The organism is Lyngbya sp. CCY1209 (assembly GCF_035615495.1).
Classification (GTDB): Bacteria; Cyanobacteriota; Cyanobacteriia; order Cyanobacteriales; family Microcoleaceae; genus Limnospira.
On sequence record NZ_JAJENU010000497.1, the window covers coordinates 1 to 16422 of the forward strand.

Annotated in this window: 11 protein-coding genes; 6 read left to right on the plus strand and 5 right to left on the minus strand. The window is 56.1% G+C overall.

Annotated features, from left to right (window positions below; genetic code table 11):
• Positions 1 to 72: 72 nt before the first annotated feature.
• Both LKE08_RS15545 and pheT read right to left on the minus strand, forming a co-directional pair.
• Positions 73 to 219, minus strand: coding sequence for a hypothetical protein (locus LKE08_RS15545; RefSeq protein ID WP_324705154.1), 147 nt, complete (start codon positions 217 to 219; stop codon positions 73 to 75).
• A gap of 401 nt (positions 220 to 620) precedes the next feature.
• Positions 621 to 3080, minus strand: a complete 2460-nt coding sequence (pheT, locus tag LKE08_RS15550; RefSeq protein WP_324705155.1) for a phenylalanine--tRNA ligase subunit beta — start codon at positions 3078 to 3080, stop codon at positions 621 to 623.
• 401 nt (positions 3081 to 3481) lie between these two features.
• Here pheT and LKE08_RS15555 point away from each other — a divergent pair, with 401 nt between their 5' ends.
• Entirely contained in the window at positions 3482 to 5095 is a 1614-nt protein-coding gene (locus LKE08_RS15555; RefSeq protein WP_324705156.1) for a serine/threonine-protein kinase, read from the plus strand.
• A 10-nt stretch (positions 5096 to 5105) separates the two neighbouring features.
• Here LKE08_RS15555 and LKE08_RS15560 read toward each other — a convergent pair whose 3' ends face one another.
• Both LKE08_RS15560 and LKE08_RS15565 read right to left on the minus strand, forming a co-directional pair.
• The gene (locus LKE08_RS15560; RefSeq protein WP_324705157.1) at positions 5106 to 5321 is read right to left on the minus strand and encodes a hypothetical protein; all 216 of its coding nucleotides are present in this window, start codon (positions 5319 to 5321) and stop codon (positions 5106 to 5108) included.
• Positions 5322 to 5530: 209 nt separating this feature from the next.
• A complete protein-coding gene (locus LKE08_RS15565; protein ID WP_324705158.1) occupies positions 5531 to 6772 on the minus strand; it encodes a glycosyltransferase in 1242 nt (413 codons plus the stop codon).
• 155 nt (positions 6773 to 6927) lie between these two features.
• Between LKE08_RS15565 and LKE08_RS15570 the strand changes: the two genes are divergently transcribed.
• From LKE08_RS15570 to LKE08_RS15590, 5 genes are all read left to right on the plus strand, one after another.
• Positions 6928 to 8973, plus strand: coding sequence for a glycosyltransferase (locus LKE08_RS15570; protein WP_324705159.1), 2046 nt, complete (start codon positions 6928 to 6930; stop codon positions 8971 to 8973).
• 70 nt (positions 8974 to 9043) lie between these two features.
• Positions 9044 to 9856, plus strand: coding sequence for a DUF547 domain-containing protein (locus LKE08_RS15575; protein ID WP_324705160.1), 813 nt, complete (start codon positions 9044 to 9046; stop codon positions 9854 to 9856).
• A gap of 101 nt (positions 9857 to 9957) precedes the next feature.
• Positions 9958 to 10818 (plus strand): DMT family transporter, encoded by an 861-nt coding sequence (locus tag LKE08_RS15580; protein WP_324705161.1) that lies wholly within the window; start codon positions 9958 to 9960, stop codon positions 10816 to 10818.
• A 535-nt stretch (positions 10819 to 11353) separates the two neighbouring features.
• Positions 11354 to 14656 carry an ATP-binding protein gene (locus LKE08_RS15585; RefSeq protein WP_324705162.1) on the plus strand — a complete coding sequence of 1101 codons (3303 nt, stop codon included), beginning with the start codon at positions 11354 to 11356 and terminating at the stop codon, positions 14654 to 14656.
• A 421-nt stretch (positions 14657 to 15077) separates the two neighbouring features.
• Positions 15078 to 15455, plus strand: a complete 378-nt coding sequence (locus tag LKE08_RS15590; protein WP_324705163.1) for a hypothetical protein — start codon at positions 15078 to 15080, stop codon at positions 15453 to 15455.
• 124 nt (positions 15456 to 15579) lie between these two features.
• On the opposite strand, the gene LKE08_RS15595 is transcribed toward LKE08_RS15590, so the two are convergent.
• The gene (locus LKE08_RS15595) at positions 15580 to 16374 is read right to left on the minus strand and encodes a 2OG-Fe(II) oxygenase (RefSeq protein ID WP_324705164.1); all 795 of its coding nucleotides are present in this window, start codon (positions 16372 to 16374) and stop codon (positions 15580 to 15582) included.
• Positions 16375 to 16422 lie beyond the last annotated feature (48 nt).

Consider the following 16422-nt stretch of genomic DNA (forward strand, 5'->3'; position numbering starts at 1 on the left):
AGCATCGGGCATCTTGCCTGTGGATTCAGATCCGATCGCCTCATTTAAGATGAAACAGTCCAGTCGGGTGGGTTAGGTGCCGCGGTAATTTTTCGGAAAAATCCACAACTGTTCATCGGCGCCGTAACCCACCATTTCCCCACCTTCAAGGCGGTTCGGATCTGATTGCCGGTCCGGAGTCCACTTGAGTGGACTTTTGCTATCAGCCTTGAAATTCATTTCAAGGCGGGTCTCAAATTGGCAGATCTGTCCTAACCATTCTGTCGGTTGCTATAACTGATGGGGAGGTAGAAACCGGGTTTCTCTGAGCATTTTGTGGGAGACACAAAGATTGTTGCAGAAACCCGGTTTCTTGCCCACTTTTTCATGGGGAGGAAGAAACCGGGTTTCTAGGGGAGATTTGGATGGGTTGGAGAAATGTTGGTAGAAACCCGGTTTCTAGGTGTCTGTGTGGGGGGTCGGTCATTCTTCACCCCGCGTTCAATTATTATCAACCCGGTTTCTCGCCCGCTTTTTCATGGGGGGAGGAAGAAACCGGGTTTCTAGGGGAGATTTGGGTGGGTTTCAGAGATGTTGGTAGAAACCCGGTTTCTAGGTATCTGTAAAGCCCCCCATGGTGATTAACTTCTCAAATCCACGTCAAATTGTTTGACCAGGGCATCCCGGACTTTTTGTTGCACCGGTTCGATGTCCTCGTCGGTGAGGGTGCGATCGCTCACCCGATACACCAAACGAAATGCCAAACTGCGCTGATTTTCGGGAACATTTTTACCCCGATATTCGTCGAACAATTCCACCGACTCCAACAGCTTTCCGCCGGCTTTGACGATGCAGTTCTCCAAGTCCGCCACGGGGACCGATTCCGATACGAAAAAGGCGATATCGCGATCGGAGGCGGGGAAAGTCGAGTAGGGTTTGAACTGCCGTTTCAGGTTGTCTGCGGCCGTCATCGCCGCCAGCAATACCGCCAGGTCGAACTCGAATAAATAAACCGCTTCTGGAAGTTCCCGTTCCCGCTGCAATTTGGGGTGGAGTTGGCCGAAAACCCCCAAGCGATCGCCGTTTAACCACAGGGAAGCTGTCCGCCCCGGGTGCAGCGTTTCCACATCCGATTCTCGGCGGTATTCTGCCACCAAAGACAGGCGCCCGAATACGGACTCCAGGAGCCCTTTTGCCTCGAACCAACTCGGGGGATTATCGCGACCGCCGCGCACCCAGCGGCCCTCGGCGGGGTCGCCGCCCATCACGCCCGCGATCGCATCTTTTTCGCCGTATTCTTCCCCGTTCCGCCAGAAAATGCGCCCGAGCTCGAATCCGTTTAAGGGTCCGTTGCCGTTTTCCAGGTTGAACACGAAGGCATCGACGAGCCCGGAGAGCATCTCGGTCCGCAAGGCGGAATATTCCACGAACAGGGGATTGCCGAGGACGACCTGATTTTCGCCCTGCCGCTTCACCAGGGAATAGTGCATCAACTCCGTCAGGCCTGCGGCCCGGAACGCCGTCCGCAACTGGCGCCGCGCCTCCTGGTCGGGGGGGAGGTAGCCGGGGACGCTTTTGGTGGGGAGGGTGTCGGAAAAGCGATCGTAACCGTACAGGCGGGCGACTTCTTCGATCAAATCGACTTCCCGTTCCAAGTCCCGCTGGCGGTAGGGGGGCACCGTCACCGTCCAGACGACGGACTCGCCGGTTTTTTCGCGCCGCGTCCCGCATCCCAAAGCGGTGAGGATGTTTTCCACCTCTTCCGGTTGTAAATCGGACTCCATTTCGGTGCCTTCTCCCCGCGTCAGGGGTCCGAGGAGGGCGTTGAGGCGATCGCGCCGTAGGGACACTTCCTGGGTTGCCCCCACCTCGGTGACGCTGCTGGCGGTTTCCTGAAGGGTGGCGGTGCCCCCGGCGAGTTCGGAGATCAACAGGATGGCGCGGCGACAGGCTAAAGCGAGTTCGGCCCGGTTGATTCCCCGTTCGTAGCGGGTGGAGGATTCGGTGCGGAGTCCCCCCTGGGCGCGGGCCGATCGCCGAATCGTAACGGGGGAAAATACCGCCGCTTCCAGCATTAAATTGGTGGTCCCGTCGTGGACTTCCGTTTCCTCGCCCCCCATTACCCCGGCCAAAGCCACGGGTTTATCGTTGGCGGTGATGACCAGATTTTGCTCTTTGAGCTCGCGGGTTTGGCCGTCGAGGGTTTTCAGGGATTCCCCGGGTTTGGCGAAGCGGACGCCGACGGCGAGATCGGAAGATCCGGTCAGGGTGTTGAGACGATCGCGATCGAAGGCGTGGAGGGGCTGTCCCCACTCCAGTAGGATATAATTCGTGACATCGACCACGTTGTTGATGGGGCGAATGCCCGCCGCCTGCAGGCGCCGTTTCAGCCAGTCGGGGGAAGGGGCGATCTTCACGTCCGCGATCGCCGTGCCGATGTAGGTGGGACAGGCCTGGGGTTCGGCGATTTCGACGGCCAACTTCCCGGCGGGATCGCGATCGCCGATCAGCACCCCCGCCGCGTCGGGAATTTTCAAGCTTCCCCCGGTCAGGGCCGCCACTTCCCGGGCGATCCCGACCATACTCAAGCCGTCGGCCCGGTTGGCGGTGGCGGTGACGTCCAAAACCACGTCATCCAATCCCAGTAGGGGTCTGACGTCGCCCCCCAATTCGGGATCGTCCAAATCGAAATGATAAATCCCCTCGGAATCCTTTTCTAACCCCAATTCCGCCAGGGAACAGATCATCCCCTGGGAGGGAACCCCCCGCAACTTGCTCTTTTTCAATTTGAGATCGACGGCGGGGAGGTAGGTGCCGATGGTGGCCACCGGAACGATCAGGTCTGCCGCGGCGTTGGGGGCCCCGCAGACGATGTTCAGGGGGTCTTTGTCGCCGATATCCACCTGACAAACCCGCAATTTGTCGGCGTTGGGGTGGGGTGCGATTTCTACGATTTGGCCGAGAACGACCCCGTCCGCCCAGGTGCTGCGATCTTCAATATCTTCGACCTCAAATCCCGCCACGGTCAGGGTTTCGGCGAGTTCTTCGGGACTGAGGGTGATGTCTACCAGTTCTCGTAACCAATTTAAAGAGATACGCATTATCGTGTTGGTGGTAATTCGTCGTATTCTGTCATCCGCGATCGGGGTGTCGGGAAGGCCGGGAAGGGACACTTCCCAGTCCAACCCCCCATTTTGACATTGCCCGGTTCAAAACGGCGAATCGATTCCGGACTCCCCGTCCCGCCGTCGAATTTTCGGGGGCGATGGCGGGTCGGATTTCCCAATTTGGCCGTCGGTGTGTTGAAATCGAAACTAACGTGATAATAGAAATAGGGGAACCATTCTTTCCTGAGAGGACGTGGGGTGCATCGAATGGCTGTCCGAATCTGCCGGAGGATTCCGATCGCTTCGGAAATCCGTATGATACCGGTGTAGGTAGGCAGCGATCTACAAGTATTTCAGGTCCGGTATCCATTTTAAAGAGAGCGTCTCGAACCACCATGAGTTACTGTACAAATCCGGCTTGTCCCAATCCAGAGAATCCCAATGAGGCCTTGAAGTGTCAGGCCTGTGGTTCGAGACTGCGGTTGAAAAATCGTTACCTTGTCCTGAAGCCACTGGGAAAAGGGGGATTTGGCGCCACGTTTCTGGCCCGAGATTTGTCCCTCCCCGGCTATCCCACCTGCGTGGTGAAACAACTGCGCCCCACCGCCAATTCCAAGCGGGTTCTGGAAATGGCGCGGCAGCTTTTCCAGCGGGAGGCGAAAACCCTCGGTAAAATCGGCGACCACCCCCAAATTCCGCGCCTGTTGGACTATTTTGTGGGGAAACAGCAGTTCTATCTCGTCCAGGAGTTTATCGACGGTTCCACCCTCAAGCAGGAAATTCGCAGCCGCGGACCGTACACGGAAGAACAGACTAAAGATTTTCTGCGGGAGATTCTCTCGGTTCTGGACTATATCCACTCCCAGGAAGTGATTCACCGGGATATCAAACCCGCCAACATCCTCCGCCGCCGTCAGGATAACCGCCTAGTGCTCATCGATTTCGGGGCGGTGAAGGATAAGGTGACGCAGGCGACGATGATGGGGACGGGGGAGACGGCGTTTACTAATTTTGCGATCGGGACTTCGGGATTTGCTCCCATCGAGCAGATGTCCCTGCGCCCCGTCTACGCCAGCGACGTCTACGCGGTGGGGATGACTTGCGTTTATTTGCTCACGGGGAAATCCCCCAGCGCTTTGGAACACGACCCCACTACGGGGGAGGTGCACTGGCGGGAACATACCGACGTGAGCGATTCTTTTGCGCTCATCCTGCAGCGGATGCTGGCTGTGTCGGTGTATCAGCGCTATCAGTCGGCTCAGGACGTGTTGTCGGCTCTGGACAATGAGAGCGATTTTGAGGACTTGTCGGGGAGCATGGCGGTTCAGACTCCCCTGCCGGAAACCCCGGAAGATCCGACGATTTATAACGAAGATCAGACGTCGGTGGTGTTGTCCCCCCGGCAGCAGGAGGCGCAGTTGATCCGGGCGCGGCGGGAACGGCAGCGACAGCCGGATATTACCCAAATTATTGATTCTCGGATGCCGGTGGCGGGGGGACTGAGCGCCTCCCAGGGGGCGCCGGCGGCGATGGTGGACGGTACGGTGCTCCGAACTCGGGGAACTCAGGAGTCCCGCCAGTGGAACGAAAGCAGTTTCAGGGCTGCCTATCGCAAGGGACAGCGGGATTTTGGGGACTGCGAATTGAGTGGTCTGAATTTGGAGGGGGGTACTTGGAAGGGGACGAATTTTTACGAGGCGCGGCTGGCCCGGGTGAATTTCCAGGGGGCGGATTTGCGGGATGCGAATTTCGGGCGGGCGCGGCTGGTCCAGGCGAATTTGCGAAAGGCGAATTTGCAGAATGCGTATCTGAGTACGGCGAATTTGGAGGCGGCGGACCTGCGGGGGGCGAATTTGAGCGGCGCGTGCCTGAGTCGCGCCAACCTGCGGGGGACGAACCTGTGCGGCGCGAATCTGAAGGGGGCGATTGTCGGGGACGAACAGTTGGGGATGGCCCGCACGAACTGGCGGACGATTTTACCCAACGGGAAGCGGGGGTTCGGACTCTAGCGATCGCCTCCTATATCGGGCGGTAGCGATCCTCGGGTTGGACTTCCCCCACCAACCCCGGGTCGGTGTTGATGCAACCGGGCTTTTTGACATATTGGCACACCCGAGCCCACAGTCGGGCGCGGGTTCCGGGGGGTCCGACGGAAAAGAAAACGCGATCGCCTCCGATCGCTTTGACGATCTTCACGCCACAAACCGGGCAGATCTGCTCCTGGGGATTGGTCATGGGAAGTTGTAGTAGGCAACAGGCAACAGGCAACAGGCAACAGCAAGACAAACCGTTCGCCGTCTGGATTTCAGACTCGCTCGATGTCCTGATCGCCCTGGCGGTTGCTATTACAGATATTAACGCGATTTTTTGATTGAGACATTATAGCAGAAGAAGCGGGGGGGAAGAAAGTTGGGAGCCGAGCCGGGACTCTTCCCCCGATCGCATTAAAATCGATGGGATTCGATCCGATCCTGTAGCCATTCCAGCCACCGATTGAGGGTTTGATAAATATTTGTCAATCCCCGAATGTGGGAATATTGCGATCGCCCGTAGAGGAAATCATACAGACTCATTTGATAATTGTCCTGAATGGCTAGATCCAGCCAAAGATTGTTGAACGGTGCGCTACTTTGGTAGTCGGGGATGGATTCTTCGTAGTAGGGAAAGGCTTTCAAACAGGTGTTGAAAAAGTTCTTTCTGCCCCGATATTTTAAATAGTTGAGTCGGGGTTTGAAGGATTTCGGATTTTCCAAGACTTTGTGGATGGTATCGGCTAAGGATTCGGGGTCGAAGGGGGAACACAAACCCGATCCGTCCGGAAAGATGCGATCGCCCCCCCGCGCATATTGGTTGAATTCCTCAAAACAAATGACGGGGACGTTGCAACTCATCGCCTCGCTGAGACTGCGATTTTTTCCCTCCAATAAAGACCCCAACAAATAGGCTCGCGATCGCGAATAATATCGGGGCATTTCTTGATAGTGTTCGGCGGAATATATCACGTCAATGTAATCGGAAGGATCGGTTAAAATCGACCGAACCTCATTCCAAATTTGCCGGACGTGGGGGGCAGCGGATTCCCAGTGATTCCAATCCAGACTCGAACCCGAAATCAAGGTCAGTTTAATTTTATTCCGATATTTTTCTCGGTAAATTTTTAGCGCCTCGGCGATAACGGGCAGGTTCTTTTCTCGGGATACCCTGGAAACGCAAATGATATCGATATCTTTTTTATCGACGGGCTGGGGTGCCATGACATACTCGTTGATGAAGTCGGAATTGTAGCAGGTCATCAGCACTTTATCGGCGCGATCGCGGTTATTTTCTCGAAACCAAGTCGCCCGTTTGGGGTTATTGTAGAGGCAGGAATAGGCATCGGCAGTCTTCGACCACGGATAGGAACAGCCCATCGAATAAGCCAGGGAAAAAAAGTGGCGGGAGAGTTGGGGCAGGACGTGATTTAATAAATCGACGGATTCGCTGTAATAAAATCCTTTGACGAATCGACCCTCGTAAAAAACCGGGGGCAAGACCGTATAAAAACTGACGGTATCAAATCGGTGCGGTTCTGGGTCGGTAATTTCGTAAGAAAAACTGTCCAGATCCCCATAGATTTCCTCGATGGGTTTGTCCACGCGGGGATGATTTAAATATGGATGCTGACGGCTGTAGTCTCCCTGTCCCATCGGTCAAAATCAATCTGACGCCACCGTAATTTTGACACGGGGGACGGCAAACGTCCAGACATTGCCATTCAGTCCGAATTCAATTTCATCTCAGGCAAAACTCAGCTTTATCCCATAGGATTCGACAATTATCAACCCCACTCAATTTTCCAGCCGTGCTCCCCGATGTCAATTCCCCGAATTCTCACCCCGCCGGAAATTCTACCTTTTCCCTCGACGAGGTTCTGGTCATCATCCCCGTCCTCGACGAGGAAGAAACGATCGCGGCGACGGTGCGATCGCTGCGGGGTTTGGGTTTGACCCAGATTCGAGTTGTCGATAACGGCAGTTGCGATCGCAGTGCGATTATCGCCGAGGAGGCCGGCGCCGAGGTGTTGGTGGAACCGATCGCGGGTTACGGTCGCGCCTGCTGGCGGGGGTTGCAAGCCATTCCCGACCCGATCCGGTGGATTTTGTTCTGCGACGGGGACGGCAGCGACGATTTGGCGGAATTGGGGCAATTTTGGGAAGCCGCCCCCACCGCCGATCTGATTTTGGGGGACCGCCGCGCCACCCGCGAGGGACGGCAAGCCATGACCCCGGTGCAGAATTTCGGCAACGGGTTGGCCGCGTTTTTGATTGGGGCTGGCTGGGGCTACCGATATCGCGATTTGGGGCCCCTGCGGCTGATCCGGCGTTCGGCGTTGGAGGCGATCGCGATGCGGGACCGGGGATTCGGTTGGACGGTGGAAATGCAGGCGAGGGCGATCGAATTGGGGTTGAGGGTTCGCGAAATTCCGGTCAACTACTGTCGCCGCCGGGGGGGACGGTCCAAAATTTCCGGGACGCTATCGGGCAGTCTGCGGGCCGGAACCGTGATTTTATCGACGTTGGGGCGGTTGTATTTCCGATATCGGGGCGATGCCGTTTTGACCGGGTTCGCCGCCCTATTTTTGATTTTGGGATGCCTGTGGATGCTGCCTTACGGGGACTTTCGCGCCCCGGGTGCGGTGCCCCAGTTTTGGATCGGCGCGGGACTGATGGGGGTGGGATTCGCCCTCAGTTGGGGGATTGGCCGAATTGACGCGCTCAAATTTTGGGCGATCGCACTTTTGACTCGCCTGCTGCTACTTCCCATGTATCCCGGCGATGACGTTTGGCGATATCTGTGGGAGGGATACATCCAAAATTTCGGTTTCAGTCCCTACCATTTCGCCCCGAGTGCGCCGGAACTCGTGTCGCTGCAAACCCCCTGGTGGTCGCTCATCAACCATCCGGATACGTCCGCGATTTACCCCCCCGTCGCGCAGTTGGGGTTCCGGGGATTGGCCGCGATTGCCCCCTCGGTTTTGCTATTTAAACTGGCGTTTGTGTCGGCGGACTTGGCGGTTTGTTGGCTGCTGGCGCGGCGGTTCGGCGAACAAAAAACCCTGATTTACGCCTGGAATCCCCTGATTATATATTCTTTTGCGGGGGGGGCGCATTATGACAGTTGGTTTATTTTGGCGGTGGTGGCGGCTTGGTTTTGGTGCGATCGCCGGCGTTGGCCCGGGAGTGCGGTGGCGATCGGAGTCGGGGTGGCAATTAAGTGGATGTCCCTGCCGTTATTGGGGATTTTGGCGGGGTTGCAGTGGCCGCGGGTGCGATCGATTTTGATCATTTTCGGGTTGGGAAGTTTGCCGTTAATTTGGACAGCGATTCCCTTTTGTTCGGGTGGGGAATGTCCCCTGATTCCGGCGCGATCGCAGTTCGTTTCTCGGGGCCGCAGCGCGGATTTTTTTCCCTATTTTATCGAGACATGGGGCTGGCATCTTCCCGAAGGAAACTCGATTTACTTGTTGCCATTAGCCGCTGTTTTACTGGTGCTTCTATTGTGGGATTTTCGCAAATATGGCGGCAAGCGAAGCGACCTGAACGCCCGATTTCTGCATTTGTCGGAATCCTATTTTGTCGCCCTGCTGCTGATTAGTCCCATCATTCACGCCTGGTATTTTACCTGGCTGGTGCCGTTTTCGGTGGCGACTCGCAACCTGGGGACTCGCCTGGTTAGCTGTTCGGCTTTCGTTTATTTTGTCTTGCAATATCAGAAGGCGATGGGGAGTTCGAGTTGGTGGATGAGTCGGGAGGATCGGCTGTGGATGTGGTTGCCGTTTGGTGTCGGTTTGGTTTGGCATTGGATGCCTTCTCGGTTGAAAAAATTGTTGCCAAAATCGTCGGTCTGAAATTCGTCGTATTTTCATTATGGAGTCAAATCAAATGCGAAAAATAACTCAAATTTCCCTATCGGTTTCGATGATAGTCTTGATCAGTGGCTGTGCTGGAGGTACGGCTTTAAATGTCGGCGAAAGTTCGATCAACTCCGAACAATCCGCCGCTTTGGTGAGCGATCGCCCCTTCAGTTATGATGATTACGAGACGGTGCTCCAGACCTACGTTGACGATCGCGGACAGGTCGATTATAAAGCCCTGACCGCCAATCCGCAAGCCCTAGAGCAATTCAATGCGGCCCTCGCCCGCCTCTCCCGCGATACCTATGAATCTTGGACGGAGGCGGAACAAATCGCCTTTTGGATTAATGCTTACAATTCCCTGACGCTGCAGGCGATAATCGCCAATTATCCGACTCAAAGTATTCGGGATATTCCGGGGGTTTGGAAGTGGTTGAAGTTTGAGGTGATGGGAGAGGAAATGACGCTGGATGAAATTGAACATGAAGTTTTGCGGAAGGAGTTTGATGAACCCCGAATTCACATGGGGTTGGTCTGTGCTTCCATCGGCTGTCCGATTTTGCTACGGGAACCTTATGTCGGCGGTGAATTGAACCGACAGTTGGACGGACAGACGCTCAAATTTCTCGCCCTGGAACAGAATTTTAAAATTGATCGCGACCAAAATAAGGTTCATTTATCTTCGATTTTTAAGTGGTTCGGGGATGACTTCAAAAATCAATACGGCGGGACGGAAAAATTTGCGGGGACGGAGAAGGAAAAAGCGGTGTTGAATTTCACGAGTCAATATTTGGATGAAAGGAACCGGAAGTATTTGGTTGAAGGGGGCTATGATATCCAGTATTTGGATTACGATTGGTCCTTGAATGAACAGTGAGAGGGTGGGGGGAGATGGCGCCAATTTTCGTCCGATATCTCCCCAATCGCGGCGATTTGCTTTATGGTGGAGAGATCGAAATAGTCTGACCCGAAAATCATATGATGTGGTTGATTCTCTCCCTGCTGACGGCAAGTTTGGAAGCCGGCAAAGATTTGCTGAGTAAGCAAAGTTTGAAAATCTTTGACAGTTACGCGATCGCTTGGATTTTGACGACGTTGACGGCTTTTTTGTTGATCCCCGTGTTGCTGTTGTTGGGAATTCCGACGTTGGGCGATCGCTTTTTGTGGGCGTTGCTGGCTGGGGGGAGTCTAAATATTCTCGCCCTGCTGTTGTACATGAAAGCTTTGGAATCCTCCGATTTATCCCTATCGATTCCGATGATTACATTCACGCCCTTATTTTTGTTAATTACTTCTCCCTTAATTGTGGGGGAAATTCCGACGGTTCGAGATGGGTTCGGGGTATGTTTTATCGTGGGTGGTGCCTATGTTTTAAAGTTGGAGGCGCGACGGCGGGGATATTTGGCGCCGTTTCGGGCACTGTTGAAGGAAAGGGGTCCGAAATTCATGCTGGGGGTGGCGTTCGTCTGGAGTATCACGTCTAATATTGACAAGATCGGCATTCAAAATTCTTCTCCGATCTGTTGGGCGATCGCGATCTTTCTATTTAATTCCCTGATTTTTCTGCCCGTCATGTTATTGTACTCGGACGGAAGTTGGCGATTCATTCCCCGGGAGTGGAGGGGATTACTTCGCCTGGGAATCTGCGGCGCACTGTCCATCTCCTGTCAGACGTGGGCGCTGACTTTGACCTCCGTCGTCCACGTCATTTCCATCAAACGGTTGAGTGCCCCCATCGGCGTTTTGTGCGGGCATTTTATCCTCGGAGAACGGAAAATAGAGGAACGGCTATCGGGGGCGAGCGCGATGGTTTTGGGGGTATTTTTGATCGCGTCATGACCGAAAAATTAATCATTCAAAAAAATTGACCCCAGGCGGCGACAAATCTCTCCGGAGAGAGAGGTAAAAATGTGAAAATTCCGAACGCCCGGTTTCCGAAACGTCTCGGCGTGGCAAATGTCCTTCCCCGGGGGAGATGGGATGCGATCGCGATCATCCGCCCAATTTTTCTTAAATCAATCCGAACAAAATCAGCCGGAAAGGGGAATTAAATTTAATGATTTCTATATTGACATCTTATGGTTCAATCCCCGAAGATCTAAATTAGATTAGGGTACATCCTGAGAACAGTTCCTTTCGGGGTGAGCCGCGATCGCTAACAGAATTGAGTTGACCGGCAAAGTTTGTCAATTGTATCCGGAGACTTTCGGATTTTACACCCGAACCGAAACCCGAGCCAGTTTGAAGCCCGAGATCCCGAAAATCGCAGGTTGAGAGTCCGAGGTCGGATGCCGGGGGAGGTGAAATCGTCCCGTTTTCAGTCGAGAGGATGCTGTTAGCCGAATATCGATGTACGCCCAACACCCAACGATCCATGTCTTCTCCAATTTCTCTCCAAACGCTAATTCGGAGGGTGCCCGTCTGTTTCCGGGGCATCACCCTCGATGCGTTGTGGTTAGTGTTATCGGAAGGCAATCACGATTGCGCCGTCGTCGTCAACGCCGAGCAACATCCCGTCGGACTGGTTCATCTCCGCAGTTTGATGCCTTACATTTCCCCCGGTTCGTCGCGGCGGGGACCCCGGTCAAAACGGGGTCTGGACGATCGCCTGATCGAGCCCCTGCTGCTGGTTCCGGCCCATCTGAGTTGGAAGGATTTTTGGGCCTACTTGCAGCAAATCGGCCAGGATTTGGGGTGGAACCCGATCGCCTCTTTCTCGGGAAATAATGATGAAACCCAGAACCTCTCGCCCATCGCCCTGATCGACGAGACGGGGCAGTTTTTGGGGCTCGTGGATCTGCTGAAACTGCTGCAACTGGCGGTCATGAAGCCCCCCGGCCGACCCAAACGACGCCGGTCTGTCTCCCGGGAGTCGGCGGTGGAGGCGCCCCAAAGCTTTCCCTTCGTGGCGTCCCTGCTGCAACTGTTGGAACCACTGCCCCTGCCGATGATGCTGCAAACGGAAGGGGGGCAGGTGTTGGGTCAAAATCTGGCTTGGCGATCGCAGGTGGGGAACGAACCCGAAGCCGTCCGCGACGCGGCCCGGACGGTGACGAAGTGGGACGGCGGGGAAACCGCTTCTTTCCGGTGTCGGACGGGCTTCCAACCCGGGATGTGCGGGGCTGTCGGTGGCGGCGACCCGACCCGGGACGGCTCCCAAACGGCCGGAGCGATCCTCCTCCAAACCGCCAACGCCCCCGACCCGGAACCCGCCGGCGACGACACCCCCCCTGTCGCTTCTGCCATGCCGCCCTGGTGCCACCTGGGTTCGAGTCCGGACACCTACGTCTGCATTTGTCCGTCCCCCGACAGCCAGGAGCGAGTCTGGCAGTTCGCCCGCCAGCCGTTGCAGGAACCGAACGCCTCCCAAACCCCGAGCGGGCTGTGGCTGATCCTGGCTCAGGATATCACCGAACAGCACCGGGTCGCCCAGGAACTGGCCGCCAAAAATGCCGACCTGATCCAACTCAACCGGCTCAAAGACGAGTTTTTGGCCTGCATCAGCCACGAACTGAAAACCCCCCTGACGGCGGTTTTGGGATTGTCGAGCTTGCTCAAAGACCGCTCTTTGGGGGAACTGAGCGATCGCCAGGCCCGCTACGCCCAACTGATCCACCAGAGCGGGCGCCACCTGATGATGGTGGTCAACGACATTTTAGATCTGACCCGCATCGAAACCGGACAGTTGGAACTGGTCTCGGGAGGGGTGGACATCCGCGCCGCCTGCGATCGCGCTCTGGAAACGGCCCGACAACTGCAACAGCAGGACGGGGGCGGGGGCGGGGGCGAAACCGAATCCCCCGAAACCGGGCAGCCCTTCACCTTGGAGATCGAACCGGACCTCAAGACCATCGAAGCCGACGAACTGCGGCTGCGGCAGATGCTCGTCAACCTGATCTCCAACGCCTTCAAATTCACCCCCGACGGGGGTTCCCTGGGGCTGCGCGTCGGCCGTTGGGAGGACTGGATCGCTTTCACCGTCTGGGATACGGGCATCGGCATCCCCGAGGACAAGCAACACCTGATCTTTGAAAAATTCCAGCAGCTCGAGAGCCCCCTGACCCGCAAATTCGAGGGGACGGGGTTGGGGTTGGTGCTCACCCAGCGGTTGGCCCGACTCCACGGCGGCGACGTCAGCTTCATCTCCAAACACGGGGAAGGCTCCCAATTCACGCTGCTACTGCCCCCGGCTCCCCCCCAAAAGCGCTGGAAATCGGACGCCTTGGATTGGGAGCACAGCCCGTCCCCGACACCCGATTCCCGACGCCCGCCCCCCGCTTCGACCCGGCCGACCCCCCAGGTGCAATCCCGCCTGATCCTGATCGTGGAGGCCGTCCCCCGGTTCATCCACGACCTGAGCGATCGCGTGGCGAGTTTGGGCTACCGGGCGATCGTGGCCCGCACCGGCACGGAGGCGGTGGAAAAGGCGCGGCGGCTGCAACCCCGGGTGATTTTCCTCAACCCCCTGCTGCCCCTGCTCTCCGGTTGGGACGTGCTGACGCTGCTGAAGACGGACGCGGAAACCCGCCAAATTCCGGTGTTCATCACCGCCACCCTCGGGGACAAAAAGCGGGCGGTCCAGGGTTGCTGCGACGGCTTTCTCAGCCTGCCGGTGCACAAGTCGGACCTACAGTCGGCCCTGGCCCAACTCGAACAACGTCCCGAGCCCGAACCCGCCAAGCGGCTGACGGTGCTGTGGTTGAGCCCCGTCGGGGACAGCTACCGCCCCCCGGGGGACAGGCCGGAATCGACGTTTCCCAGACCCTCCCGCGTCCGCGGCAACTTGCAGTTGCCCGGCGGCGGACTCCCCCACCGCCACCGCCACCCCCAGATTTCCCACTGCCGGATTTTGGAGGCCGACGACCTCAACCAGGCGGAACTGCTGGCGCGAATTTGGCATCCGGATGCGATCGTGCTTGACAATACCGACGGCGTGGACGACCGGGTGGCGTTCCTGCAACAGTTCGGCGAACAGGAACATTTGGCGAACATCCCCTTGGTGACGCTGGATTCGGCGACGACGGCCGCGGCGAATCAGGTCGAAACCCTGTCGGTGTTCCCCTGCTTGGCCTCCCAAACTGACCGGAACCGCCCCTCCGACACCGCGACTTCGGCGCTCTTGCAGGTGATTCAGGTCGCCGCCGGGATGAGTTGGAAGCCGAATATTTTGGTGGTCGATCTCTCCACCCTCCCGGATTTTGCCGAGTCGGAGGGGACTCCGATGCCGCGGGAACGGGGCGATGACTCCCCCGCCACATCCTCGAATGACCCCACCGGAAAAATTGAGCGGGCGTTGATTCAATACCTGCAGACGGCGGGGTTCCGGGGGTCCTTGGGGCGGTCGTGGGAGGAAATTCTCCAGCAGTTGCAATTTCTGAGCGTCGATCTGCTGCTGATTTGCGTGCGAGATCCGGCCTCGCCCCTGCTGATGCGGGCTCTGTCCACCCTGCTGCGGGTCGCCTCCCCCCGGGAACATCCCCGGGTCACGCTGCCGCCGATCCTGATTTTGGACCACTCCAGTTTGAAAATTGGCGGGGGTCAAAAATCGCTCCCCGTCTGTCCGGCCCCGGATCTTCCCGCCGACCTGCGGGGACTGATGGAGCGGATGGCGATCGAGTTTTTGTCGGGTCAAATTTCGATCGCGGAGTTGTTGGACCGGATTCGCGATCGCATCTGAGGGGAAAAATGCGGCGACGAATCAACCGGAACAGGTTTTGACCCAAACCGACCGAATCGGGTGGACTCGGCATCGCCCCGGGAATCCGATTCGGTTCGGTTTAGGAAAAGAAGCCAGCCAGAATCAGGGGAATAAATAATAGCGCCACCACGATCGCGGTCAGGGTGATCGGGTCGATTTCGCGATCGTCGGGGGGAGGAGGGTTGTTCATGACAGAAACTCACGTCGCACGTTTGTGCCCACTATAGCAGGGGTCGAGGGTGCCGCAACTTTCAAACGGAATACCGACCGGAACTCGGCCTGCCCCGACGAACTGAAAAACTGCGATCGATTGAATTTCAATTTTGTGGTATAAGCCTTAATAAATTTATCTTTAATGTGAGGAGAAGCACGATTGAACGGTTTGAAATCTATCAAATTGATGGCAATTTCGACGCTGGCGGGAATCGGCGTTTTGGGAATTTTCGTCCCCGCAGCCCGGGCATTTGACCTGATCTGTATGGGTGTCATCCCCGCCGCGCGCCTGTCTTTTACCGTCCCCCACAGTCCGGAGTCCGGCTTCATGCAGCAGGTGGAATTTCGCAACGTGATGACAGGTGCGGGGGTCGCAACATCCGATCATTTGACATTCGATCGCAACAACGAACAGGGTCAGGGAATCTTTCGGGGTAGTGTGCGGGGAATGGCCGATGTGGTTTTAATCGATATGGCGGATTTCCAACCCGAACCGGGAAGCGAAATTTCCGTCGGCTATGACGGCCAGTGGGGTCGCGGAACCTGTGCGCCCTACGACCGCTAATCTTTGGTGTGGGGAATTTTAGATTTTAGATTCCCCGAGTGGGGAGGAGTCAGGAGTGAGAAGTGAGGATTGAGGCGTTTTTCCCTCTTCCCTACTCCCTACGACCGACTCCCCACTCCCCACTTTACCGGTGAATCCAGCCGTTGATCGTAAATCGACTGTCTTCAAACTGTCGGGAAGGACAATAAACCGGAAGCACTTCGTGTTTGAAGCGACTGTCAAAAAAGACGATGCTGTTGTGGCGGGGTTCGACGGTTTTCAATCGATCGCCAATTCCGGCTTTTTCACCGTCGATGTGGGTTTCGTAAAGCCTCAGCTCGCCCCCGTAAAATGCCTTGGGTTCCCGATAAAAATAGTAGACGTAGGACAAAACCCGATTCGCCATTTTGTCGCCGTCCACATCTTGATGGATGCGATAATATTCCCCGTCATTGTGGGCGGTCATCTGCATTTCCAGCCCGGACACCAAAAAAGGGGGGAGGTCGAGTTTTTCGAGGATATCCGGTCTAAATTTAAGAATTTTAAATCTAAATTTTTGATAAAATTTTTCAAAATTTTTCATCAACAAAACGGAAGATTTACGAACTCCTTTTTCTTGTTTTACGACCCCTGACGGCAAAAATTGGTCGCGATTTGCAAAGGCAATTTCGAGGGTTTCTTCCTGCTCTTCGGGGGATAAAAAGTTGTCAATTTGGACGACATTCGGATATAAAATTTCTGAGGTTCCCGAACTTCTGAGAGAACTCGGGTGCCCAGCCAGTTCCAACACTTTCAACGCCATCTCTGCGCGATCGCGCGGCGGGAGTTCCGGGTCGTTCAACGCCGCTTCGATCACATCCAAGGACTGTCCCACCAAACCCGTCAGGCGATGGTCGGGTGCGATCGCGTTTCCGTCATTCCTCCGGCAATCTTGAGCCACAATTTCCCTATCCTAAGCCAAAGCATCTCGATTATTTTATCGCATCTG

What these genes read in the sequence shown, in the direction of transcription:
- LKE08_RS15580 (WP_324705161.1), top strand. Translation starts at nt 9,958, where the DNA reads ATGATGTGGTTGATTCTCTCCCTGCTGACGGCAAGTTTGGAAGCCGGC.
- LKE08_RS15565 (WP_324705158.1), bottom strand. Translation starts at nt 6,772, where the DNA reads ATGGGACAGGGAGACTACAGCCGTCAGCATCCATATTTAAATCATCCC.
- LKE08_RS15585 (WP_324705162.1), top strand. Translation starts at nt 11,354, where the DNA reads ATGTCTTCTCCAATTTCTCTCCAAACGCTAATTCGGAGGGTGCCCGTC.
- LKE08_RS15590 (WP_324705163.1), top strand. Translation starts at nt 15,078, where the DNA reads ATGGCAATTTCGACGCTGGCGGGAATCGGCGTTTTGGGAATTTTCGTC.
- LKE08_RS15545 (WP_324705154.1), bottom strand. Translation starts at nt 219, where the DNA reads ATGAATTTCAAGGCTGATAGCAAAAGTCCACTCAAGTGGACTCCGGAC.
- pheT (WP_324705155.1), bottom strand. Translation starts at nt 3,080, where the DNA reads ATGCGTATCTCTTTAAATTGGTTACGAGAACTGGTAGACATCACCCTC.
- LKE08_RS15575 (WP_324705160.1), top strand. Translation starts at nt 9,044, where the DNA reads ATGATAGTCTTGATCAGTGGCTGTGCTGGAGGTACGGCTTTAAATGTC.
- LKE08_RS15555 (WP_324705156.1), top strand. Translation starts at nt 3,482, where the DNA reads ATGAGTTACTGTACAAATCCGGCTTGTCCCAATCCAGAGAATCCCAAT.
- LKE08_RS15560 (WP_324705157.1), bottom strand. Translation starts at nt 5,321, where the DNA reads ATGACCAATCCCCAGGAGCAGATCTGCCCGGTTTGTGGCGTGAAGATC.